Annotated in this window: 21 protein-coding genes; 5 read left to right on the top strand and 16 right to left on the bottom strand. The window is 54.3% G+C overall.

Features of this window, described 5'->3' with window-relative positions:
- Positions 1-509: 509 nt before the first annotated feature.
- The gene (locus A6F69_RS02455; protein ID WP_067596958.1) at positions 510-1,808 is read left to right on the top strand and encodes a sugar transferase; all 1,299 of its coding nucleotides are present in this window, start codon (positions 510-512) and stop codon (positions 1,806-1,808) included.
- Between the two features lie 15 nt (positions 1,809-1,823).
- Here A6F69_RS02455 and A6F69_RS02460 read toward each other — a convergent pair whose 3' ends face one another.
- The 12 genes from A6F69_RS02460 to A6F69_RS02515 form a co-directional block, all read right to left on the bottom strand.
- On the bottom strand, positions 1,824-2,516 hold the full coding sequence (locus A6F69_RS02460; RefSeq protein ID WP_342669868.1) for a class I SAM-dependent methyltransferase: 693 nt from the start codon (positions 2,514-2,516) through the stop codon (positions 1,824-1,826).
- A 68-nt stretch (positions 2,517-2,584) separates the two neighbouring features.
- Entirely contained in the window at positions 2,585-3,577 is a 993-nt protein-coding gene (locus A6F69_RS02465) for a class I SAM-dependent methyltransferase (RefSeq protein WP_067596962.1), read from the bottom strand.
- Complete coding sequence (locus tag A6F69_RS02470) at positions 3,558-4,847, bottom strand: hypothetical protein (protein WP_144573524.1); 1,290 nt, start codon at positions 4,845-4,847, stop codon at positions 3,558-3,560. Before A6F69_RS02470 ends, A6F69_RS02465 begins: the two co-directional genes overlap by 20 nt.
- Before the next feature lie 46 nt (positions 4,848-4,893).
- Positions 4,894-5,742 carry an FkbM family methyltransferase gene (locus A6F69_RS02475; RefSeq protein WP_218916041.1) on the bottom strand — a complete coding sequence of 283 codons (849 nt, stop codon included), beginning with the start codon at positions 5,740-5,742 and terminating at the stop codon, positions 4,894-4,896.
- Positions 5,743-5,774: 32 nt separating this feature from the next.
- Positions 5,775-6,902, bottom strand: a complete 1,128-nt coding sequence (locus tag A6F69_RS02480; RefSeq protein WP_067596967.1) for a glycosyltransferase — start codon at positions 6,900-6,902, stop codon at positions 5,775-5,777.
- Entirely contained in the window at positions 6,899-8,278 is a 1,380-nt protein-coding gene (locus tag A6F69_RS02485; protein WP_144573521.1) for an O-antigen ligase family protein, read from the bottom strand. Before A6F69_RS02485 ends, A6F69_RS02480 begins: the two co-directional genes overlap by 4 nt.
- Positions 8,275-9,444 carry a glycosyltransferase gene (locus A6F69_RS02490; RefSeq protein ID WP_067596971.1) on the bottom strand — a complete coding sequence of 390 codons (1,170 nt, stop codon included), beginning with the start codon at positions 9,442-9,444 and terminating at the stop codon, positions 8,275-8,277. Before A6F69_RS02490 ends, A6F69_RS02485 begins: the two co-directional genes overlap by 4 nt.
- A 2-nt stretch (positions 9,445-9,446) precedes the next feature.
- Positions 9,447-10,667, bottom strand: a complete 1,221-nt coding sequence (locus tag A6F69_RS02495) for a glycosyltransferase (RefSeq protein ID WP_067596973.1) — start codon at positions 10,665-10,667, stop codon at positions 9,447-9,449.
- A 28-nt stretch (positions 10,668-10,695) separates the two neighbouring features.
- On the bottom strand, positions 10,696-12,906 hold the full coding sequence (locus A6F69_RS02500; RefSeq protein ID WP_067596975.1) for a GumC family protein: 2,211 nt from the start codon (positions 12,904-12,906) through the stop codon (positions 10,696-10,698).
- Between the two features lie 26 nt (positions 12,907-12,932).
- Positions 12,933-13,625: a polysaccharide biosynthesis/export family protein gene (locus tag A6F69_RS02505; RefSeq protein WP_067596976.1), complete on the bottom strand. Its 693-nt coding sequence runs from the start codon at positions 13,623-13,625 to the stop codon at positions 12,933-12,935.
- Positions 13,626-13,898: 273 nt separating this feature from the next.
- Entirely contained in the window at positions 13,899-14,186 is a 288-nt protein-coding gene (locus tag A6F69_RS13305) for an HGGxSTG domain-containing protein (RefSeq protein WP_067596978.1), read from the bottom strand.
- Entirely contained in the window at positions 14,170-14,781 is a 612-nt protein-coding gene (locus A6F69_RS02515; RefSeq protein ID WP_067596980.1) for a hypothetical protein, read from the bottom strand. Before A6F69_RS02515 ends, A6F69_RS13305 begins: the two co-directional genes overlap by 17 nt.
- Positions 14,782-15,686: 905 nt before the next feature.
- Between A6F69_RS02515 and A6F69_RS02520 the strand changes: the two genes are divergently transcribed.
- Positions 15,687-17,102, top strand: coding sequence for a hypothetical protein (locus A6F69_RS02520; RefSeq protein WP_067596982.1), 1,416 nt, complete (start codon positions 15,687-15,689; stop codon positions 17,100-17,102).
- Between the two features lie 80 nt (positions 17,103-17,182).
- Here the strand turns inward: A6F69_RS02520 and fabI are convergent, their stop codons facing one another.
- The 3 genes from fabI to A6F69_RS02535 are packed head-to-tail and all read right to left on the bottom strand — an operon-like array spanning position 17,183 to position 19,969.
- On the bottom strand, positions 17,183-18,007 hold the full coding sequence (gene fabI / locus A6F69_RS02525; protein WP_067596984.1) for an enoyl-ACP reductase FabI: 825 nt from the start codon (positions 18,005-18,007) through the stop codon (positions 17,183-17,185).
- A gap of 15 nt (positions 18,008-18,022) precedes the next feature.
- Positions 18,023-18,994: a YihY/virulence factor BrkB family protein gene (locus A6F69_RS02530; RefSeq protein ID WP_083984644.1), complete on the bottom strand. Its 972-nt coding sequence runs from the start codon at positions 18,992-18,994 to the stop codon at positions 18,023-18,025.
- Positions 18,995-18,997: 3 nt separating this feature from the next.
- Positions 18,998-19,969: a DnaJ C-terminal domain-containing protein gene (locus A6F69_RS02535; RefSeq protein WP_067602289.1), complete on the bottom strand. Its 972-nt coding sequence runs from the start codon at positions 19,967-19,969 to the stop codon at positions 18,998-19,000.
- A gap of 91 nt (positions 19,970-20,060) precedes the next feature.
- Here A6F69_RS02535 and pdxH point away from each other — a divergent pair, with 91 nt between their 5' ends.
- From pdxH to A6F69_RS02550, 3 genes are read left to right on the top strand one after another with little or no spacing between them, the layout of a single operon-like run.
- Positions 20,061-20,672 carry a pyridoxamine 5'-phosphate oxidase gene (gene pdxH, locus A6F69_RS02540; protein WP_067602292.1) on the top strand — a complete coding sequence of 204 codons (612 nt, stop codon included), beginning with the start codon at positions 20,061-20,063 and terminating at the stop codon, positions 20,670-20,672.
- Positions 20,669-21,583, top strand: a complete 915-nt coding sequence (locus A6F69_RS02545) for a cation diffusion facilitator family transporter (RefSeq protein WP_067596986.1) — start codon at positions 20,669-20,671, stop codon at positions 21,581-21,583. Before pdxH ends, A6F69_RS02545 begins: the two co-directional genes overlap by 4 nt.
- The gene (locus A6F69_RS02550) at positions 21,580-22,374 is read left to right on the top strand and encodes a PhzF family phenazine biosynthesis protein (protein WP_067596988.1); all 795 of its coding nucleotides are present in this window, start codon (positions 21,580-21,582) and stop codon (positions 22,372-22,374) included. Before A6F69_RS02545 ends, A6F69_RS02550 begins: the two co-directional genes overlap by 4 nt.
- On the opposite strand, the gene A6F69_RS02555 is transcribed toward A6F69_RS02550, so the two are convergent.
- Entirely contained in the window at positions 22,367-23,503 is a 1,137-nt protein-coding gene (locus A6F69_RS02555) for a serine hydrolase domain-containing protein (RefSeq protein ID WP_067596990.1), read from the bottom strand. The genes A6F69_RS02550 and A6F69_RS02555 overlap by 8 nt on opposite strands.
- Between the last annotated feature and the right edge of the window lies 1 nt (position 23,504).

Here is a 23,504-nt window from a genome sequence, read left to right on the forward strand (position 1 = left end):
GCGATTGGCAGCAGAATCGCGGCTAATATGCAAACGAGAAGAACCAACCAGTTGGCGTCATTAGGGGCGCCCCCAAAGGCAATTGCCGCAGAAATTAATCCGCACAATAGGTATTTGGCGACTGATTGCCATGGGTTCTCAAAGTGCGATTGATTCGCTTTTTCCTGAGCCAACAGTTCTTCTCACCATTTGAGGCCGATTACGGGACAAACCAAGCCGACCAAATCCAAATTTTCAGCGTCTTAGGGTATCGGTTATGGTCAGTCCAGCTGGCTGGTTTAGGGCAGTGGCGCTGCATTGCATCTATCCGTCCGGTTGAATTCCTTGCCATGAATAACCAAACAGCTACGAAGTCGTCGACGCCGCAGGGTGTGACTATATACTTGTAGAACAACGTTAGGGGAGCGCCCATTTCGGCCGAACATCAAAATCCCGATCATTCAATCGGTGGTCTCGAACCTTTGCTCAGCAATCTTCGGGCAAAGCGCTCTCTCCGCCACAGAGTCAGTATGATCGCGATCTTTCTCGACTTGGTTGCTATTGCAACGGCGTACATCGTGGCTAGCATTGTGTACTTAGCAGACATTGACGCAGAGCTACTTGTCCGAAGCTTGGCTGCGATAATCCCGATCTTCTTTCTGTTCGCCCTTGCGACGCAGAGCTACCCCGCGAACATACTATTGGACGGCTACCGCAGCGCGTGGCGCGCCGCCTCCGCCCTCGTCTGGGCCTCACTCTTGATGCTCTTGATTTTCTTCTTTCTCAAGATCAGCGATGAATTCTCTCGGGTAGTGCTGGCTCTAGGGACTGTATTTTCTGCCATTCTTATCAGCGCTACTCGGATGAACGTGGCTCGGTCGGCAGCACAGGCGCTAAGCTCCAAGCCCTTTGCGCACCTCTATCTCTTTGATGACGTTCCAGTTTCTTCGCTTGAGACCGAAGAGTCATTGAAAACCGGCGATATCGGATTGGAGCCAATGCCGGACAGCCCCGCTATGCAGGATCTATTGGGGCGCCTAGCGCGGGGTCTTGACGGTATCGTAGTTCATTGCTCGCCGGAGAAGCGCGAGCAATGGGCTTTTATGCTTAAGTCACTCGACGTGCGTACAGAAATTGTGGTGCCAGAACTGAGCGCATTGAACCCGTTGATGATCGAAAGTCGACAAGGGGAAGCCAGCCTCGTCCTTGGTAGCGGACAGCTTTCCTGGAGCCAGCGAGCGGTCAAACGCTGCTTCGATCTGATTGTTACCATCTCACTGTTGCCGGCTCTGGGCACATTAGCGATCATGATTGCCGTATTGATCAAATTAGATAGCAAGGGGCCGGTCTTGTTCAAGCAGGACAGAATCGGACTTAGCAACCGCAAATTCAAGATCCTGAAGTTCAGGACAATGCGAATCGATATGCTCGATGCAGAAGCCAAGACTCTTACGAAACGCGACGACCCAAGAGTAACGCGCCTGGGGAGTTTCCTGCGTAAAACCAGCCTTGATGAGTTACCGCAATTTCTGAATGTTCTGATGGGAGATATGAGTATTGTTGGCCCTCGCCCGCATGCAGAGGCCGCGAGAGCCGGCGGCTCACTTTACTGGGAGGTCGATCAATCTTATTGGCACCGACATGTGGTTAAACCTGGGATCACCGGGCTAGCGCAGATACGCGGGTACCGAGGGAATACGCTTGATGAGAAGCACCTTCAGGACCGGCTGAACGCCGACTTGGAATACGTGTCAAACTGGTCGGTGACAAATGACCTAGTGATTATCTTGCGCACATTGGGCGTCGTCGTACACCGGAATGCTTTTTGATCATCGCGATTGGTACTAGGAGCAGGGACGCGTGGCACGAAACAGGGTTTCGCCCAGTCCAAATCTTCCTATATCTTGATCACCCAGATCGCTACTTTCGAATAACTCGACATCGAAGCCGGCGGCTCTCAAACGACTGACGATGTCGCGGCCATACTGCCTAACATGGTCCCATTGCCCAAATAGCTCCTCTCTGACCTTGGGGGGCATTCCTAAATCGCCGTCCTCAGTAGGCTTTTCCCAGAGCGGCACTATCAACCAGGCTTCGCCTCCAGGTTTTAGCGCATTGAATATGTTGGCAAGCACAATTGCGTCATCCGGAACGTGTTCAAGAACATGGCTTGCATAGAAAATATCGAACTCTTCAATGCCGAATGGCTCCATCAGATCAATCCGCTTGATCGACGGTACCGGATAGAGTTCGGGGGAGAGGTCGGCCGGAATATAGTTTGTAGATTTAGCGCGAAACCTGTCGACGAGACTTGGCTCACCAGGCGCGACGTGCAGGACCGATGCTCCTTTGGGTATCGAAAGTTGGCCCTTGCTAAGAAGGAAATTCACCAGTCGTTCCCGAGGAGACGCCTGACATAGCGGACACCCCCATTCACGAACGCCGCCATATCGAAAGAAGCCAACTATGGGCTTCGAACATGCCGAGCAGAACTTTTGCTTTTCAAGGACGAGCCCACCGAGGCGCAATGTGGCCAAGCTTAGCCGTTTTGATGCGGCCTTTTGAATTCGGTTTATTGTTAACATGATTCAAACGTCCAAATAGGTCAGTTAGGGCTACAGGACGACAATTTGTTCGTCGAGCTCAATTGGTTTTCGTAGTACCTGGGCAAGGCTTGAGCCACCAGAGGGTTTTCAGAAAGGCGACCATAGAAATAGATGCCAGCTGCCGCGTCGAGTTGAGATCTTTTGGGGCCGAAGCGATCCAAAAATCGCAGCCAGAAGAATGGTAAGGTAAAACAAAGCGCGAGGGCCCCGCTCCCCGTCCAAGCGCGTATCGCGTACCGAATGGCCAGGAGCAAGTTTTGGCCAGCACCGCTCGAATAGCCGCTTTCGATTTCATCGAAGTCTCTAAGCAACCAGCGGTAACCGTTCATCGTCCACCGCGTGAAGTCATAGGCGCCCTCGTGTACGGGCCACAGAAACGGGGTGTCGGCAAAGATCACGCCGCCAGGTTTTAGAATGCGCTTGATTTCGGAGACTACTTGCTTCGGTTCGAGAACGTGCTCGAGGACGGCCTGTATCCAAACTGCATCAAAAGCTTCGTTCGCAAAAGGAAGTTTATGCGCATCAGCGACAACGTGAGTCAGTTCTGAGGCATAAATATCCGTCCCAAATAGCTCTAAATGATCCGAGCTATAGATAGCGTCTGTGCCCTTCCCCTTTTCCCCACCACCAATAACCAGCAATCTGGGGTTCGACAGGCCGCGGAGATCCGCGTCCAGCCGAGCGGCGAATCTAGCAGCAACAGGATTCCCACCCGACAAAATTCGACTCAGCAATTTTGGCAATCCACCGCGCCTTAATACCGATCCGCCTTTGCGCTGAAATAGAGCCAGCTCGCTGACAAGGCTATTTGAAAAGTCAATTAGGACAGGCTGCCCCATCACGTTTCGAAATTGCCGCCGACATTTACCAGCGCACTTTGACTCTTCGCTGGATACTTTCATCATGCCGCCGCACATGGGGCAGGCCAACAGCTCTTCGATCTTTGTCTCTCTTTCTGATTGCACTTTAGGGCTATCCCTTTCCAGACGCATCTTTGGATTCCTCTTGTCCTGGATGAGTTGGCCCGGTCAAACGGTATCTCCAAGCAAACAGGGCGAACAAGAATAATCCTTCGACGATAGCGCCGACCAAGACTATATCGAAAAGGTCACGAGAGAATGCGAACGTCGCGATCCTCCAGCAATTTGCGACTACATATGCCGTGATCATTACCGTAGTGTAACTCACTTCGTTGCCGGCGGCGAAGGACGAACGTGAAATGATCGTGTTAAGCCCAATAGGCACCAGCCACGCTGCATATGCAGGCAATATAGAAAGCACCAAGAGAGCTTCCTGCGAGGTTTTGAAGTCCGGGAAAAGCAGCTTCGCAGCCTCTCCCACAGTGACAATTACGAGGGCAAAGGTGCAAAGAAACGCAGCACCCAGCATGATACCCTTGCGAGCCACTCTGAACTTTTCTTCTCCGCTTTTCATTATTTTGATCATCAAGAGAGTGGCAAACGGAGAAACGACCAGACTCAAGACAGAGAAGGCTATCCGCTGTGATAAGGCAACCGCAGAAACCCAACCAGTTCCAACCAGCCCAGCCAATGCGACTATGAGAGCCTGGGTTGCGATGAACGCAATTGATTCGCCACCAGCAAGAGAAAGTGACTTGGGCAAGTCCGGTAGCGGCTTCCGAGGCCTTGACTTCAAAGGCGCACCCCTCCCATTTTGCGATCGACAGAACAAGAAGCCACTCAGGGCTGCGATGCCGGCAGATGAAGAAAGTATGGCCGGAAGGGCCAAATCACTATCAGTGAAGTCGAGATGCCAGCATAGCAGTAACGCTAAAAGGAAAATGCTGCTCATGAGCAACTGCACGGTAGCGGCGATAGCGATACGGCCATGAGCCGACAGCTCAGCAAGAAAGTACCCTTGTAGTACAGCGAATGCGGCGCCAGGTGCAATAACCGCCATCACAGGCGCAAGGTCGCCCCCAAGGCCTCCGAGTCCGACTACTATCGCCAGCGCCAAGTAGGCCAAGCTGGCAGCAAAGGAGATGCGCAACAGTAGATGACGGTAATACCCTAAGTGACTGCCGCGATTGGCCTCTTCCGATTGGCCAAGCTTAGCGGTGAAAGCTGTCGTAAATGGCCCAGCGAATACTGCCAAAACAGCAAAAAGAGGGAAAGAAACAAGGTAATACAAGTCAGTACTTGCAGTAAACCCAATCAAGAGGGCAATAGAAAGTTCTCTCGCAATTCCAACAAGGCGAGAAATTGCGATTACAAGAAAACCTATGGAAAATGCGCGCTTCACGGTTCCATCGGCCCCTAGTGCGAGGCGGAATACTTAAGCATATGGGTCACTTGGCGCGTCTTGCTAGTTCTGCCGCGAGTTGGCCAGGCAATTTTGAGCGAGACGGGAAGAAAAAGAAGTTGTTTATATAGTTCCTGTCTTTCTCACTCCCTTCGAGATCGATTGCGTCAGGGTTCTGATGGTCTTCGATCTTGAACTCCGAAACCGATTTAAGGTTATTGCCCAATATGAAGAATCCTTCATATCCGATTTCCGCGAAGAACTCGAACACGGAGAGCGGGGCTCGTTTGGCGTGCCTCGCCTCCGACTCGATTAGGAACGCTGGAGCATATGCATCGATCGTTCCCAATGTTCCTCGCAGTACATCAAGCTCATGACCTTCGACATCGATTTTGATGAAAGAGCAGCGTTCACGGATCTCATTATCAATGGTTGATACAGGTACATTATGGACAACGAAGTCAGGACCAAAGAAGTTTTCAGGAGCCATGCTGGCATAACCGTAGACCGGTCTATTGTTTGAAATTGGCACCCGGATCTCAGCTTCGCCACCGCGATTGGAGATCGCCTTTTGTCGCCATTCGACAGAACGTCCGGTAGTGCGCTCGATCACCAGACCGACTTCCGGGAACGGCTCAAACGCTAAGACTTGAGCCCCAGCGCGCTCAAGCGCCCTCGTATAGAGCCCGTTATGCGCTCCAACGTCAATTGCTACGTCGCCAGGTTTGATTATTGCATTTAGGAACAATCGCTCACGCTCTTGATTTGGCGAGCGCAACGCATCTGAAATCTTCGCCCAAGTTATCGGGGCGAGAGTGTATAATAGTCGGCTTAATAGATGAAGTGATCTCCGCGTCAATTCCCTTTTCCTTGCCAAGTGGACGATCGAACCCAACTGGTTGAGTCCCAACTTCTTTTAACTGATTGCTAGCGATCCGAAGGAGGCTGCCAAGTCTGGTACTTTCTCCCGCGCAATGCATCCATAACCCCAAGTTGCGTTGCGGTGAAAGATAGGACGATATCGCCGATTTGAGCAAAGGTCTTTGGTCCAAACAGACATAGCAGTAAGAGCAGGCTTCCGATAGCTCCGACGGTTAAGCCGGTTGGAGCTCCTGCGAAACTCACTATCCATGCCAATCCGAAAATGCCTGACAAGCTGAGCCAAAGCCCACTGTTCCATCGCAACCACCGATGAGAGTAGTACTTGTACTGGTCCAACAAAGGCAGTGATCTGACTTCTTTCGATATATGTCGGTGACTAGAGAACGCGCGACAAGCAATCCGGCGCTTTCTGCGAAATTCTTCCGAACTTTTGGCTGCTGTTTGCTCGTATGCGAGCGCGTTTGGCGCTGAAACAAATCTCTTGCCTGCGAACACAACACTCATCGAAACGATGAAATCGTCGAGCAGATGCGACGGTACATCGGGGTATAGAGATCTCCGAACGGCGAAGATCGACCCGTCCGCCCCTAATGTTGAGCCGGTACGACCCTCTTCTCGCTTTATGAACTCCTCGATCCGCCAGTACGCGGAATTCGCTTGAGCCATCGAGCTATCCCTACTGTTGGTGTAGACTAGTCGGCCACAAACACCACCAACGTCTGGATCAGCAAAGCATTTTAATAGCTCGGCGGGTGCTTCGGGTGCCATCTCCACGTTGGCATCAGTACAAATTAGAATATCGGAGTTAGCCTGTCGCGCCATCTTTCCCATCCCGACAGCCTTGCCGGTCCGCTCGCTTGCCGCAACGACCCTAACTACGTCGGGGTGCGCCTGCCACATCTCAAGTGACCCATCTGAACTCTGGTCAACATAAACCATGGCATCGATATTTGAAGTGAGCTCCCGAATTCGACGAATGTTTTCAACTTTCTTTCTAACCGCCCCAGCTTCGTTGAAGGCCGAGAAAATGATGGTTGCAGTCAGATTTGGTTGTGCATTCTCAGCCCTTATTGGCATGGTTCGCAACAGCCGCAACGAACACGGATAAACTGTGAATGGGAAGATGAGAAGGAGGAAGAAAATCGCAAAAAGAGCAAAAAGTACGATATTCATGCCAGTTCTTTCCTAGCAATATCACCAGCCGAAGCCTTTTGATTGCGCTTCTGAGATGGCTGTTGATGAGATGTGCGAGAATGGGTTAGCACCCAGGCGAAAAGGACCGTCACAATAAGATCCTCGGCTGAGTTGGCACCCCCAAAAACTCCGCTCGCCTCGACAAAGCTTCGCATGAGAACCAAGACTATCAGTATTTGCAGGTAGGCGAAGCGCACTCCAAAGCGAAAAGTCGCAACGATCAGCCCGACAGCAGAGAGGGCCGTGCCAACGAGACCGATAGTTCCATAACGGACCAGCCCTTCAATCCAAATGCTATGGAATCCCCCGCCGGAGAGATTCGAGAGAACCCTGAGCTCCCATGAATAGAGGAAAGATAACTGTCCTGCATTCCGGCTTAAGGCCTCCGATACTGAGGTCGAGTAATCGCCAACTAACCACGCATCCCTAGATTCGATTAGTCCCGCTTGCCACATCGGCACACGGCCAGTGAAGAGACGCGCAACGTTCGGATCGCTAAGCGAATTTGAGTTAAGCTGAGCCAGAAGGAGCACGGCAAAGATACTTACCGTAATCACCGCGCCCAAGATCCAGGATTTTCGCGAAGCTTTATAGTGTCGACCGAAAACCAGCCTCTGAGCGACGATCCCCATGCCGATAACAGCAGTGGCACCAACAAAAGCAATAATTGGCGTCCTCGTAGCAAGTGCGAAACTTGCGGCAAGGACAAATAAGGAGAGCAGGGCTAGCGGTATTCGCGAGCGATTCTTGCTAGGCCAAAAGTAAAGGAGTCCACACGCAAGGAGGAAAAGCGCAGAATTTGCCTGAAAGCTATCTTCGTTGAGCTGCGCCTTGACTAGCCGGGCCTGCCCCCAATTCCAATTGCCCAAGTCTCCGATGGCGAACACGAGATAGGCGCAGATCAAGATTGAGCCGACAAAAACAGCTCTCAGGAACCCCTCAACCAACGCAAAGCCCTGCCGAGTAGCGATTAGGATGGCGGCAGAGCAGCCGGCCAGCAACATTATCAAGGCCCTTACTAACTCAAGCCAGGCTTCGCTATTGGAGAATTGTAGAATCGTTGCAGTCGCGATTGCCAGGAACCATGGAATGAATGGCCACAAGAACTTGTAGGCAAGGCTTAGGCTTCGCGCTGAAAAGAATGCAAGGATGACTAGAATGACTTGGCTCAACCTCCACGCGGTGCTGTCGAACCCACCTTCTGGTGACGAAAAATAAAGGCTTGTAAGCACCGGAATGGAAAGAAGGAGCCCCACAATCTGCGGCCACATTATATTGACGGAGCTTAATTTGATGGAAGTTGCGCTCGATCCTAATCCAATGGGCGGCCTTTTATTGAAGACGAATCCGCTCACGATTGAGTCCTGTGCCAACCCAGAATCTTGCTGGCTGCGTCTCGCCAAAGCTCAGCAGCGCCCTTGTTTTGCTTTATTTCTCTTGCCGTCTCGAGGCGCTGTTCTCGCGGAACTTTGAGGAAACCTCGCACCGCCTCAACAATATCTTTGGTTCTAGCCTCTGCGTTTATCATTGGCCAAGCAGCCGACACGCCGCCCGTATTTCCAGCGTACGAAGAGGGTGTTCCTATAACCGGAATTCCATTGGACATTGCCAACGCGGCTACTCCGCTTTGAGAATCGAATCCGTGATAAGGGCACAGCATTCCGTCCACTCCGGATAAGATGATCGGTAATTCTTCTTCAGGTACGAAGCCAACCCTGACCTCGACGTCCGGCAAGCCGTCAAGAATCTCAGCGCACTTGTGCCAATAGCTACCTTCTTCTCGATGCGGAGTGACACAAACCCGTAAATTCAGCTTTACCCGCTCCGCCTTCAGCTCTTTGTAAGCGAGCAAGCTCTCCTTGATGCGTTTATTAGCGCGAACTGCACCAAACAGCATGATCGTTGCGTTTTCGTTAGCACTAGGCGGCAGTATTCCTTCGACAACAAATGGGCCGTGATCTATCCGGGTGATTCTTGATGGCGCCACCTTAGCTTCCGAGGAGAGGCGCGACACCTGAACATCTGTCATAGCGAAGATTTGGTCAAATCTCCGGTATATCCAGCGCCGCAATGACTTCTCAAGCCAATGGAAACCGTAAGGATAGCGCATTCGGTGTGCATAGAAATCGTGTAGGTTCAATGACACCTTAGCCCCTTTAAAACTTGCAATCAGAGCGGGTAAAAAAGAAAATGGGATAAATGGGTGTAAATCTATAAGTAAAAATGTCGAATGGGCATGCAATTTCTTCCAAACATTGAACGAAATTTGGAAATTCATCTTAATCATCACGGCAATTCGGATGAGGAAGAATTGTTCCCGTTTTGGCTGTGAGATTACAATTCTTTCAGAAACTTGCGGCTCCAGGTCCATCTTAGGCGCGACAAGCGTAACACTTTCGCCTTCGGCAAGCACTTGAGTGAGCTCGCTCGCGAAACGGCCCATGCCCCCCTCCCAAGCCATTGTGGCGACCAGAATGGGCATCCGCTCAACGATTTTTTTGGTTGGCGCGGCCTTCGTCATCCTCAGCCCACCAGATCGCGTGATGTCGATGGGAGTGATTCGGCGATTCTACGCCGCAATCGAGCCGCACACGCAGCGATGCTGAACTCTTCGCTGACCTTCACTCGACCGGCCTTCGCCTTCCTCTCTCTGAGCGTCTCGTCTTCGCATAGCGCCTGGATCGCATGGGCGATGCTCATTGCGTTCTTCTCAGGAACTAGGGAGCCGGAAGTGTTGTCGATAAGCTCGCTGATGCCTCCGTTAGGCGTTGCAATGACGGGGACGCCCGCCGCCATGGCTTCCATTAAGAAAACTGGAATACCTTCTTTGTCTCCATCAGATGCTGTGACACTGGGCAATGCGGCGATATCAAACTCTCCGCCCTGCAGCTGTCTCAAAAGCTCGCTGTGTGAAACCGGCCCGGCGAAGAAGACGCACTCATTTAGATTGAGTCTATTCGAAATTTGGAGGAGCGTTTCCTCCAATGGGCCGTCGCCATAGATTGTAAGTTTGGGCTTCAGTCCATTGCTCCGCAACTTGGCGATCGCCTGGAGCAAATAGACGTGCCCTTTCTTCTCGATCAGACGTGCCCCAATCACGATTCTTGGGTCGTCCAGTCTACCAGTCCGGGTAGGAGCTGAAGTCTCATCGACCTCAACTCCCATCCTGATGATTTCGGGTGGTGTTTGGCCAGGTTGAAGCTGGGCTACGAGCTCATCATGACCCGGTTTATCAATTGCCCGAACGAACTCTGCCGAAGCGAATTTTCTAGATATTAGGTTTCCTTGTGCGATGTCATATCGGTGAGCTGTAATGCTCCAAGGTAGTCCGGCAAGCTTTGCCGCGATCATGGCCATAGTCGCTGGAACTGCGATCCAATGTGCGTGGATGTGATCGACCATTTGTTCTCGGGCATAACCGGAAAGCCAAACTGCCTTGGGCCAAACTGCAAGATTCCGCAAAGTCAGTTTCAAGCTCCGAGGCTCGACGGCGACCACCAAGCTCCTTAGAACCGCGATTGGTTGTCGGAGTATCTCGTTTAGAAAGCCCCTTGAGATATCCCAAGAAAACAGATCGGGAGAGACGGATTTTTGGTAATACGGCCAATCATGGGTCTGCCCCGCCGGAAGTGTAGGGCAAATCAAGACCTCGACACCGCTGTTTAAGTGCTGCTGAATCTCAGGTGCAATAAACGCCTCTGCAGAACCGAAAGGCATACTTTTTGTAATGTAAAGTATTCTCATGTCGATTGGCGCTGCCTGCGGCGGTCAATTAGCGTGAAGAGTATTCGTAGCTGTAGGCATAACTATAAGAATAGCCAGCTGACTTGGCATCAAACTTTGTCATGAGCACACCCAAAACCTTAGCACCGCCTGCCTCCAAACGATTAATTGAACTACGAACATTATTGGCTCGATTTCGACCAGCCTCGGTAACGAAAAGGCAGCCCTCCGTTGTGCTCGCGATTTCGATTGCATCAGCCAGCCCCAGTGTTGGCGGACTATCGACCAGAACGATGTCGTAGTGGTGCGTTAGGCTTTCCAGTACTGTGCGTAAAGCAGGGCTAGCCAGCATGTCGGTTGGATTGGGTGGGATACCGCCACTGGCAATAAAGAAGAGCCCATCATGCTCGGTGGCATGCGTTACATCCTCCACTTGTTTGTTCCCGGTTAGAAGGTCAGACATACCTTTGCCGTTTTCGACGCCAAACATTCTATGCTGGTTGGGGCGTCGCAAATCCAGATCCACCACCAAAACCCGCTTGCCAATTCGGCTGAGAGCCAACGCAGTGGCGAAACAGCTAGATGATTTGCCTTCTCCCTGCACCGCGCTAGTAAAAGCCAGGGTCCGTGGAAGCCCATGCGAAGTCGATAGGATTAGTGAAGATCGAAGACTCGCATAGTGTTCCGATACTTCAGTCTTGGGATCGAGTATAAGATCCTGCACTGCCTCACTTTCATCAACTCTTGGGCTTGCGCCGAGCAACGGAACATTGAGTTTGCGCGCGACATCATCAGGCGTTCGGATAATGTCAAAGAACTGCTCGCGACCAAATACAAACGCCCCCGCGAGCACAAGCCCCGATAGTAGAGAAAGCGCGATGTTGAGTAGGATGTTCGGGCTAAATGGCTCGATTGGTCGAGTTGCTCGATCGATAATCGAAACATTGTTGGCTTGGACGCCCGCTTCTGCATTGAGCTCATTGAAGCGGGTTAGAAGCAAGTCATACAATTCCCGATCGTTTGCGATTTGGCGTTGGAGAATTCCAAGTTGCACGCCGCGCTCCTGCTCATCAAGCGTTTCAGATTTTAGTTGGGAAATCTGACTTTCGAGAGCGAGCTCTTGCTCGAGGGCGATCTCGTAGTTCGCTTTGATTGTTTGCTGGATACTTGTGGCAATTGCAGCGATCTGCCGGTCTAGTTCATCGAGGCGCGCCCTCGCTTGCTTGACGCTAGGGAACTCTTCTTTGCGGCGCTGGAGTTCCTGTTCATATTCTGCTTGTACTTTAGCGCGCTCCTCCAGCAGATTCTGCACAGCGAGGTTGTTGAGCGCCTGAGGCAAACTGATAGGATCTTGCTCGCGTGCAGTTTCCCATGACTTTTGCGCCGCAATCCGGCGCGACAATGCCCCTGCATAATCCTGATTTAACTGTACCAAAGTAGCAGTTATCAATGAACGTGGCGTCGCTGCAGAACTGCCGGTGGCATCGGCGGCATTGGAAGCATCAATGACACGAGTACGCCGAGCATACTCGAGGGCAGCTCGTTCGGATTCAGCTAGACTAATCGCTGCTTCCTGTAATTGTTCCCGCAGAAACTCGCGAGCATATGAAGATGTATCAAATCGCCGCTGAAGATTATTGCGGATGTAGTTCTCTGCGTAACTGTTTGCGATCCTTGCAGCCAACGCGCCAACAGGACTCTCGAAACTAATTGTAGCTATCCTAGAGTCGATCGGCAGCGTGACATCTAAATTCTCTTCAATAGTATCCAAAACAAGTTCTCTCTCTGCCTCTTCTCGCGGGAGAACACTTGATTGAATATTGCTTGGGTCAATTTCCATCTGCTCCAGGAAGCCGACGTTGTTAAACAACTGAAGATCCTCTGCCACCGCTTGTGCGAGCGAGCGACTGCGAATTACGTCCAATTGAGTTTTTAAGAAACGATCAGAGTCAAATATTGATGCCGTAGCGTCGGCATCTTCAGTGCCTAGGACCTTGGCGGCTTCCTGATCAATCTGGACTGTAGCTTCGGCGCGATAGATAGGCGTCGAAAGAATTGTGACCACTACGCCAAGCAATAGACAGCCAAGCACTATGCCCGCGATCCAAAAGCGAGAGCGATAGACTGCAGCCCAGATGGCCTCGAGGTCGATAGAGATCAGGCCTTCGTCATCATAGCTGGTCTGATAACGATCGCCGAACTCCGACGATACGCGACCGTTGCTTCCACTAGTATGCATATTGTCTTCCGGACTATTCATTGGCGTGGGCAATCCATTCGATTTGGCTAGCGCTGCTCATCCAAACGCACGAACACTGTCGCGAGCAACGGGGATAGCTGCAGGAAGTCGCGGAAAAGCGCCTTAGCGAAGGAATTGCCAACCACAACAATGTCTCCCGCAACAATTTCCGGGTTCGCCGCCTGGCCTTTTCTGATGTCGCTCAAATTGAACTGAGCTGCATAAAGTCCATCTTCTTTCCGGCGGAAGACAATCACTTCACTAAGCCGAGCAGTTTCTGTCGGTCCTTGCGCAAGCGCCATTGCCTGGAGCAGGTTGGACTGGCCCTGTATCTCGAAAATGCCCGGCTGGTTTACAGCGCCTTCGACCGTAATGTTCTGCGAAGCTGATTCCGAAACGATGATCGAAACTTGCGGATCAATCAGATAACGCTCCCCAAGGCGAACAGCGATGTCTGACGAGAGTTCTGTACCAGTTTTTCCGGCTGCCTCGACTAAACCAATCAGGGGTAAGAGTATGTCGCCGCTGGCATCGACCGGAACTTCTTCCAGCGAAAGATCCGGCTCCTGGAAAACGGTAATCTTTAGAACGTCGAGCGGACCGATCTGATACTCACTAATCGATGTTTCACCTGATGGCGGTGGGAACATTTCGTAAGCCTGTGGCCCGCGCGGCAAGTTGGAAGACGCGCAAGCGGCAAGCGCGAAGAAAGCAAGCCCGCAGATGCTAGCCTTAAGCAAGACGTGAGACTCCTCGTTAGATTAAAGCGCTCTCAGTGCGCCGCAGTGAGAGCGCGAGTAGTGCCACTAGCTGATTGATTGCGATAATGAAACCGTTCTCATCCGAAAATCCTCGTAATGCCCAGCCATTCTCGCACGAGCTGCTCGCGGCTCGTAGTTTGAACAAAGGCCAACTAGCTCGCTTTCGCCAGTATTTCGAATAAGCAGACATCGATCTTTAGGCGCTGCCATCATAATCGGCCTGTTATTCGCACCTGAAAGATCAAAGGGCTCTTATTTCTCTGCCCGTGAATCCAAGAAATCGTCGAGTATCTGCTCTCCGTGCTTAAGCAGAGACCGCATGCGCGCACTGCGCACCTGCGCCTCTCGCGCATAAACTCCGTGCTTGTGTGCGTTCCGGTTGCCTATGGGCGCGCCTGATCCTTGGGCTCCGCCATGCATGCGGCAGCGTTTCTTCCCCCTGACCGCTGGCGCCTGGCATGGCAAGCCCATTCGAGTTCTTGCCCCGCAGCGCAGGCTCTGCCGCATTGGCCTCGTGCTGCGCCTATGCCCTTTCTTCATCGCGCGTCTGCTGCCGCATTTGGACCTTATCGGGAATGTCGATCGGGACGAAATCGTCGGGTTGGTATTCGAACCTATCTGGCCTAGACTCAGCTTGCGTCCTGCCGCTAGTCTCCACATTCCCAACAATGGCCTGTCCGCCCTCACCAACGCAAACATGCTCTACCGTGACGGTTTGCTGACCCTTACCGCGATGCTTGTCGAGCGCTTCGGACAGGCGAACGGTCAGCCCTCCAAGCCGTTCTGCGTGCTTCAGCTCCTCAGGCCGCAGGCGCGGGTCGATATGAGGCTCGTTAGCCCGCATGAGGCAATCCATGACATGATCATGCATTATGACCATTTGCGAACATAGGATGCGCTCCTGCTCGTCCTGTGGGTCGAAAGCCTCGTAGGCAGCTACAGTTGACTCTTTAGCGAGAGGTTCGCGACAACACATGAGCGCGTTTGCAGGCATCGCCTCCTTTACTAAGTTGAGATGGTGGCGGCCACGGTGTTGGTTTGAAAGGTTAAGCGCCTTGCAGGCGTGCCCCTCAATATCTTCGCGCTCGTCGGGGACGTAGAGGTCGTTCTCGCGGTCTTCAAATTCGTTTTCCATGGCGAATGCCTTTCAATAAAGCTTCACCCTCCCTGCCGACCCTTCTACCGTGCTCGCGAACACACGCGGAACCCCCTAATTTTCCGGCCGGGGTCTTTTCGAACTTGTCCCCTCTAAGTTCACGATCGGCACGCGGAATCCCCACTGCTTTCTACTTTGCATAGGGTTGAATCGCGAAAATCGCTCTGACCCCCGGTTCTGGTTTTCTAACCGCATGTCCGCCAGTGTCCCCGGGTACAATTCCCGGCTTCCCAGACAGGGCCAAGAGGCAAGGGAATTTATACCCCCCAGGCATTCATAGTTGAAGCCGCTACATAGTTGTCGAACACAACTTGGTTATCAGCCTGCAATCGGAACTAAAGGCTTGGATGACGCTCCCCGCCCGACAGCGCATCGAGCTTGCAGTATATGGAATGAGAGCTGAGCAGATGCATTCTTCTCGAACGGCTTGAGCGGCAGTTTCCAACTGCACGAAGCGCGCAAATGCCTGAAAACGGGAAGCATAATTAAGCGCGGAGAAGCAAGCCAGGCACATTGTTATTTGCACGAAAGGTCAATAACCAGATGCTACTGGCTACTGGCTACTGGCTACTGGCCAAGCGGATTTGGATTTTAGGGGCGGCATATTGATCCAGACAAGCCATTGGCTTCTGAGCCGAACAGCGGGTCTTTTAATCCTGCTTGCGGTCACGCTTTGGCTGTTAGTTCCTGAGTTTTCTGGGCCGTCGTATTACTACTTCAGCAACCAGGATCTCCCAGCGACACTTTTAATCCTGCCATTTATTGCCCTTGCTGCATTTTGGTGGCCGGCTGTCCGTCTCCCGGATCAGTTGCCGTCTCCCAAAACTGTACTAACAACGGCACTTCTGTTGGTAGGAATACTTTGGGCTGGCACCCAATGGCCCATGCTCAACTATCCGCTAACCCGCGATGAGCACATGGCGATCTTTGATGCACAAACCTTCGCTACGGGCAAACTCGCACAACCTCTTGCAGCTGAGTGGCGCGAATATTTCCGTGCTATCTCACCGGACTTTCTACGCGAGGTTCCCGAGAACGCTCTGCTAAGCTCCGGCTATTTACCCGGGCATTCAATGATGCGAGCCTTGTTTGGGGTGATTGCCGATCCGGCCTTGATGAATCCCATTCTTTGGGCAATCGGATTCTTGGCGCTCTATGATATTGCGCGCCGGCTCTTCGCTGATACACCGGGGGCCGTCTGGATTGCCCTGGCCACCTATCTATTCTCAGCACAGGTGCTGGTAAACGCAATGACCAGCTATGCGATGACCGCTCACTTGGCGCTCAATCTTGTTTGGCTGGCGCTTTTCGTGCGGGGTAAGTGGTGGCAGCACGTCTTGGTCCTCGCCATAGGATTCTTGGCCCTCGGCCTGCATCAGCTGACCTATCACCCGCTATTTGCGGGCCCATTCATTCTGATGCTTCTCGTTGAGCGACGTTGGCCGCTCTTTACCGTCTACGCCTTGTTTTATTCCGCCGCAGGTCTTTTCTGGCTTTCCTACCCCTCGATCGTTTTGTCGTCTTTCGACATCGAAGCTAGCAGCGGTGCAGCCTCCGGGATAGCCGGCTACCTTGAACGCATTTGGGCTAAGGCCGCAGCAATTAACCTGGCCCAATCTGCACTCATGGAATTCAATATTCTGCGCTTCATGGTCTGGATGCCGATCTTCGTATTACCATTACTCGTTCTCGCTTGGCCTGACGTGCGCCGCTTCGACGCCATCGCCTTCCCTCTACTCTTGGGTATCGCGCTGATGTTGTTGATGCGAACAATATTGCTTCCTTACCAGGGGCACGGTTGGGGCTATCGCTCGCTTCACGGACTAATCGGGAATGTCGCCATCCTATCGGGCTATGGTTACGTCCATTGGGCCAAGCATCAACGCGAGCGTGCGGACGGGACACTGGCCCTCTTGGGCGGCGCAACCGCCTTTGTTGTCCTGCCTTTCCTCCTTTGGTCCGCGCATCAGTTCGTTGCGCCTTATGCCAGGCTATCGGCGGCTATTGAGCGACAACCGACAGACTACGTTATCATCGACACGGAGACTTCACTGGCCGCGATCGACCAGGTGCGTAATCGTGCTGACCTGAGCAACCGGCCGCTCGTTCTTTCTAGCATTCACCTTGATAATGCCAGGCTGGTTGATCTGTGCGCCAAGGGCAGCGTAACATGGGTCGACGCTGAAGATATCGCCGCAGCAGAACTGCCCATGCCTGCGTTCAAACCATTTAATGCCATGAGACTGAATGCCAAGCTTCTTGAGGAGTGCGCCCAGCCCTTCGATCCGTCAATGCGTTGACGGCGGCCTGTTGGCGGCTCTCGATGAGATGGTTCAGGCTGGTTCGGAGACAAATGCCTGATAGCGCCCCCCTCCCAAGCCTAACCCAACGCAATATCAGGCGCATCTTCCTGCTTCATACCGACGACATGGTAGCCGGCATCGACATGATGGGTCTCGCCGGTCACGCCGGAGGACAGGTCAGACAGGAAGTAAAGCCCCGCGCCGCCCACATCATCAATCGTGACATTGCGCCTGAGCGGTGAATTCAGCTCGTTCCATTTAAGGATATAGCGGAAATCGCCGATCCCGCTCGCGGCCAGAGTCTTTATCGGCCCCGCGCTGATTGCGTTGACGCGGATGTTCTTCGGCCCAAGGTCATTGGCAAGGTATTTGACGCTGGTCTCCAATGCTGCCTTCGCAACACCCATAACATTATAATGCGGCATGACTTTCTCAGCGCCGTAATAAGTCAGCGTGACAATCGATCCACCGCCGTTCCCGTCCTCATCGACGGGCGGCATCATCTCGGATGCACGCTGCGCAACGGCGACAAGCGAGTAAGCAGAGATGTTCATCGTCAAAAGGAAGTTGTCGAGCGAGGTGTCGAGATACTTTCCGCGCAGCTCGTTCTTGTCAGAAAAGCCGATGGCATGGACGACGAAGTCGATTGTGTCCCAGCGGGCCTTGAGTGTGTCGAATGCGGCGTCAAGCGCCGCCATGTCCGACACATCGCATTCGATCAGGAAATCACTGCCAAGCTCTTCGGCAAGCGGTGCGACACGCTTCTTCAGCGCATCACCTTGATAGGAAAACGCCAGCTCGGCGCCCTGTTCGCGCAGCTTCTTGGCGATCCCCCATGCGAGCGATTTATTGTTGGCAAGCCCCATGATGAGGCCGCGTTTGCCCTGCATCAATCCGTCCATGACTGGTCCCTTCCTTCAGTCTTCCTGCGTCTGGTCCGCCGCCTTTTCCTCCTCAGGCGTGACAGCAAGTGCAGCATTCAATTCAGCGCCGATAACCATTCCCAGCCCGATGAGCCAGAAAAAGAACAAGGCGATCATGATCCCTGCAAGACTGCCATAAGTCAGGCTGTAAGTGAAAAAGCTGCGCAATACGTGCGGCAATGCCGTTGTTACAAGCAGCCACCATCCCGTTACAAATGCCACGCCTGGCCATTTGGGATAGCGCCGGCTGCGATAGGCCATCGGGGTTAGAGTATAGAACAGCAGGTATAACGATCCGAACAAGCCTGCGGTCGTGACCGCACGTGATAGTCTCAATTCGGATAAAGACCCGGCCAATTCCGGAAAGCGGAGCTCGATAATGTGCTCTGCTGTGCCCAATGCAACTTGCGCAAAAAGCGAAAGCACGAGCAGTACCACCGCCCCGAGAGTAAATCCTGTGGAGATCAGGCGATATTTCCAGAAGGCACGCGTTGCCTGAGTACCATAAGCCCTGCGCAAGATATCGCGGATCGTTTCAACCAGGCTTGAAACTGTCCACAGTGCCACAGCCGCACCGATCCACAGCAGCCATCCCTGACGTGCATCCATTACATCGCGGGCCACTGGCTCGATCGTTCCGGCAACGGTTGGTGGAAATGCCGCAACGATGGTCTCGACTAATGCGGCGCGTTCACCAGCCCCCCCGATCAGCGCAAACAGAGCCGCGCCAAGGATGAAAAAGGGAAAGATCGCCAACATGGCAAGATAAGCCAGGTTGCCAGCATGGATGAAGCCATCATTGAACGTGCCGACCACCGTGCGCTTGACCACCGCGAATGCACGCGTGCCCGGTCCCAGCCGCTCAACCACACGTCCGCGTAGGGTTTGCGCCTCGCGCCTTCGGGTCTCTGGAGAAAGCGAGTGAATTTCACGCTCTTTGGGATCGGGCAGATGTCCCACGCTCACGTGTTACATGCCCAGTTTGGCGCGCGGATTGCCGGTGTCTTTCCAGCCCTCGAGGCGCTTGGCCAGCTCATCCACATCCTCGGGCATCTGAATCTCAAGCGTGACCAGCTGGTCTCCCCGGCCTCCGCTCTTTTTGCTCCAGCCCTTACCCGCGAGCCGCATCACCGTGCCGCCATTGGTCCCTGGCTTGATGGTCAGCATAACTGGACCATCGGGGGTGGGGCATTTGACCTTCGCTCCAAGCAACGCTTCGTCGAGCGTGATGGGCAGGTCCATACGGATATTGTCACCGTCGCGCCTGTAGAATGGATGCGGGCCAACTTCGACAATGACCAGGCCATCACCATTGCCGCCGGGACCGGGTTTCCCTTTGCCTTTCAGGCGCATTTGCGTGCCATCTTCTACGCCTAGGGGCAATTTGACACTGATCGTCTTGCCGTCTGCCAGCGTTATGCGTTGGTCCTCACGCGTGGCTGCGCTCACGAACGGTACGGCAAGCCTGTATCGGACGTCTGCGCCTTTCTGCGGAGGAGGGCGCCGCTGACTGCCGAATCCGCTGCCCCCACCCATTCCCGATGTCCGGCGCTGGCCGCCACCTCCGCCGAACAGCCCATCGAACAGATCGCCAAGATCCAGCCCCTCGCCGCCAAATCCCTGAAAGTCTTCGGGGCGAAAGCCCTGCTGACCGCCGCCTCCGCTGTAGCCTCCTCCTCTGCCGAAGCCGCCACCCATTCCTGCAAATGGGTTGGCTGGATTGCCATCGGCATCGATTTCGCCTCGGTCAAATTGCGCGCGCTTTTCCTTGTCCGACAAAAGGTCATAGGCCTTGGTCACATCCGAAAAACGTTCGGCGGCGTTGGGCTTGTCTTTGTTGCGATCAGGATGCAGTTCCTTGGCGAGCTTGCGGTACGCGCTCTTGATCTCTGCTTCGGAAGCAGAGCGCGCCACGCCGAGGGTGGAATAGGGATCAGCCATAGCCATAGCGTGTTAGCTAGTTATGACAGCGCCTGCTGGCAAGCGTTCTGGTGCTTCCTTATCGATCGAAGACGGGTTAAGTGCGCCAGCCATGAGCAAGCTTGAAGACAGCGAGATCCCGCAGACTGACCCTTTCGAACTATTCGAAGCGTGGTTTGAGGAAGCGAAAGAGTCGGAACCCAACGATCCCAACGCCATGGCGCTTGCAACGGCGACGCCAGAGGGCGCGCCGTCGGTTCGCATGGTGCTGTTGAAAGGGCACGGGCCGGAGGGATTTACCTTCTATACCAATGCGCAAAGTCGGAAGGGCGGGGAAATTCGCGCCAATATGCAGGCTTCGCTGCTGTTTCACTGGAAGAGCCTGCGCCGCCAGATCCGCATCGAAGGGCCCCTGACAGAAGTCTCAAGCGAAATGGCCGACGCCTATTTCCATTCGCGCCCTTTCGTGAGCCAGGTGGGCTCTGCTGCAAGCGATCAATCGCGTCCGCTTGATACCAGAGCGACCTATGTAAGACGCGTCGAGGATATGGAGGCCGTGTGCAAGCAAGCGGGCGAAGTGCCGCGACCGCCGCACTGGACCGGTTTTACGCTCAATCCAAAGTGCATCGAATTCTGGCTTGATCGGCCCAATCGCCTGCATGACCGGCGGCAGTTCACCCGCACTGAAGACGGCGGCTGGACCAACACATTGCTGTTCCCGTGAGTAGGGGATCGCTCACCCGTAGTGCGGCCTACGCGTCGATAGCAACGGCGCTGTTTCTGGTCGTACTGAAGCTGTGGGCGACATGGCGAACCGACTCCACCGCCATGCTTGGCAGCTTGGCGGACACCGCGTTGGACTTGGTGGCAAGCGTCGCGACCTTGATCGGTGTTTGGATTGCCGCGCAGCCGGCCGATCACAACCATCGCTTCGGACATGGAAAGGCGGAAGCGCTCGCCGCGGTGTTTCAGGTCATGCTGATAACGCTTTCAGCGGGCGGCATTGCATTGCGCGCGATTACTCGCTTGATCGAAGGGGGTGAAACTGCGGCAGCTGAAGAAGGCATTGCCGTGTCAGTGATTGCCATACTGGCGACGTTCGCTCTGCTTGCCTGGCAGCGTCACGTCATCCGCAAAACCGCGTCTTTGGCGATCAAGACCGATCATTTGCATTATCAGTCCGACCTTTTGCTCAATTTGGCGGTAATCGCTGCTCTGGTGCTTGACCAATATGCCGGATTTGGTGCCGCTGACCCCTTAATGGGTCTTGCTATCGCGGCATGGCTCGCGTGGGGTGCATGGCGCGCCGGGGGCGAGGCGATCGACCATTTGATGGACCATGAATGGCCCGAGGAACGGCGCGATGAATTCCTTGCCGTTTTGGCCAAACATCCTGATATCCGCGGTGTCCACGACCTACGGACGCGCACTAGCGGCGCGGATGATTTTGTGCAGTTTCATATGGCAGTCGACCCGCATCTTACCATCGTTGAGGTCCATGACCTGATGGATGATGTGGAAGCGCGAATTGCGCGGGACTTTCCCGATGTCGAAGTGCTGATTCACCCTGACCCCAAGGGGCTGGTCGATGAGCAGGGCCCCGCCGCTGAAGAGCTACTGCCGGACCGCAAATGATCGAGCGCGACACGATCGCTTTCATCGATGCCTTTGCGGGCGAGGATGCGCGGGGGAACCTAGCAGCTGTTGTCGAGCTGGACGCTTTTCCTGATGATGGGGAGCTGCAGGCCCAGGCGGCTGTGATCGGCGCCCCGGCAACGGCTTTTCTGCGTGGACGGGCTACGCAAGACGCGTTCGATGTGCGCTGGTTCAGTCCGGAACAGGAGATCCTCCTGTGCGGCCATGGTGCATTGGCCGCAGGACATGTGGCGTTGTCGCAAACGCATGCCCAGAGCGTGAACCTGCATACGGCATCCGGCAAAGTGCTGGGCATTTCGAACAGCGGGCCAGACCCCTCTTATGAGCTGTCATTGCCCGCCCTGCCGAGCCAACCGCACGAATGGCCAGAGCTTATCGCTGCGTTAGGCGCAGAGCCGCGCGAGCTGCGCTGGAATCCAGCAGGCTATGCATTGGCTATCTATGATCGGCCTGAGCAGGTTGCGGGGTTGAAGCCGGACATGAGTGGTCTGGAAAATCAAGGCAAAGTGCAAATTACAGCCAGCGCGGCGGGATCCCTGCACGGCAGGGAATCTGACATCACAAGCCGCGTTTTTTCAGGCACCGGGCGCGAGGATGCAGCAACCGGGTCTGCCCACGCAGTGCTGACACCATATTGGTCGCAAAGACTTGGCACGCCGCAACTTCGCGCCTTTCAGGCGAGCGCGCGAGGCGGTGTATTTGTTTGCCGGATGACAGCCGACCAAGTGGTGCTGAGCGGCCGGTGTAGGGAAGCCCCTGATGCTATCTGACGGGGTATAGCTCCATCACGTCTGCCACTTGTTGAAGCATGGCGATGCGTTCCTCGCGGTTCGAATGGCCCAGTCTCACCACAGTCAGGCGTTGCTCAGGCGAGACAATCACATATTGTCCCATATGTCCGATCAGCGAATACATCGAATGTGGAGCGCGATCAGGGAACAACGGGTGTTCAGCCTCGGCGTCCTCCAGAGGACGGTTGAGCCAGGTCTGCAGGCCATAATGGGGGCTGCGCGGGCTGGGTGTAATCATGGCATCGACCCAGCGGCTGGGGACCAGTTGCTCGCCGCTAGGGGCTGACCCCTTACGGCGCAGAAACTCGCCCAGCTTGGCCCAGTCGCGCGCGGTGCCGTGTATCAACGACCCACCGATGAGCGTGCCCGATGCGTCAAATTCGGGTACCATGCTGTCCATGCCGAGCGGGCCGAACAGGCGGGCCTCGAGATAGTCTGCCACCGCTGCCCGGCGAACGTCCGGGTCTTCGCTGTCGGTCAGAGCGCGCGCGGCTATGTCCGCCAGGATTACGCTGGTGTTCGAGGAATATTCGAATTTCGCCCCCGGCTCAGCTTCCAATGGCTGCTCCTTCGCCCAGCGTGCCATATCGTCGCGCCCGTCAAGGAAAAGCATGCGCACCTCGCTCGACTCATAGGGCGGGTCACCAGCTTCGGTGTGGCGCAGACCGCTGCGCATCTGCAGCAATTGGCGCAGAGTGATCTCGCCGCGAGGGTCGCCGGGCCGCTGCCACAACTCGATCGGCGCGCTTTGATTCATGCTTAGACGCCCGTCAGACACCAGCATACCAATCATGATTGCAGAAATGGTCTTGGCCATCGACCAGCTAACCATCCGCGTATCCGGCCCATATCCTGCGCCATATCTCTCGGCAGCAATCTCGCCGTCATGCATGATGATGAATGCGCGTGTCTCTCCCAGCCCCTCCAAAGCGAACAGGTCATCGACTTCGCGCGCAAGCTCTTGCGTGGGCGCCCCTGCACTCGCGGTCACTGCCGCCAGGGCCCGCTCACTCAGTGGTGCGCGTTCTGGCGGTAATTCGCCGCATGCAGAGAGGGCTGGCAGGACAGCAATACTGGCGATAGGAAGCAGCGACCGGACATAATTCATT

This window comes from Altererythrobacter ishigakiensis (genome assembly GCF_001663155.1).
GTDB classification, from domain to species: domain Bacteria; phylum Pseudomonadota; class Alphaproteobacteria; order Sphingomonadales; family Sphingomonadaceae; genus Erythrobacter; species Erythrobacter ishigakiensis.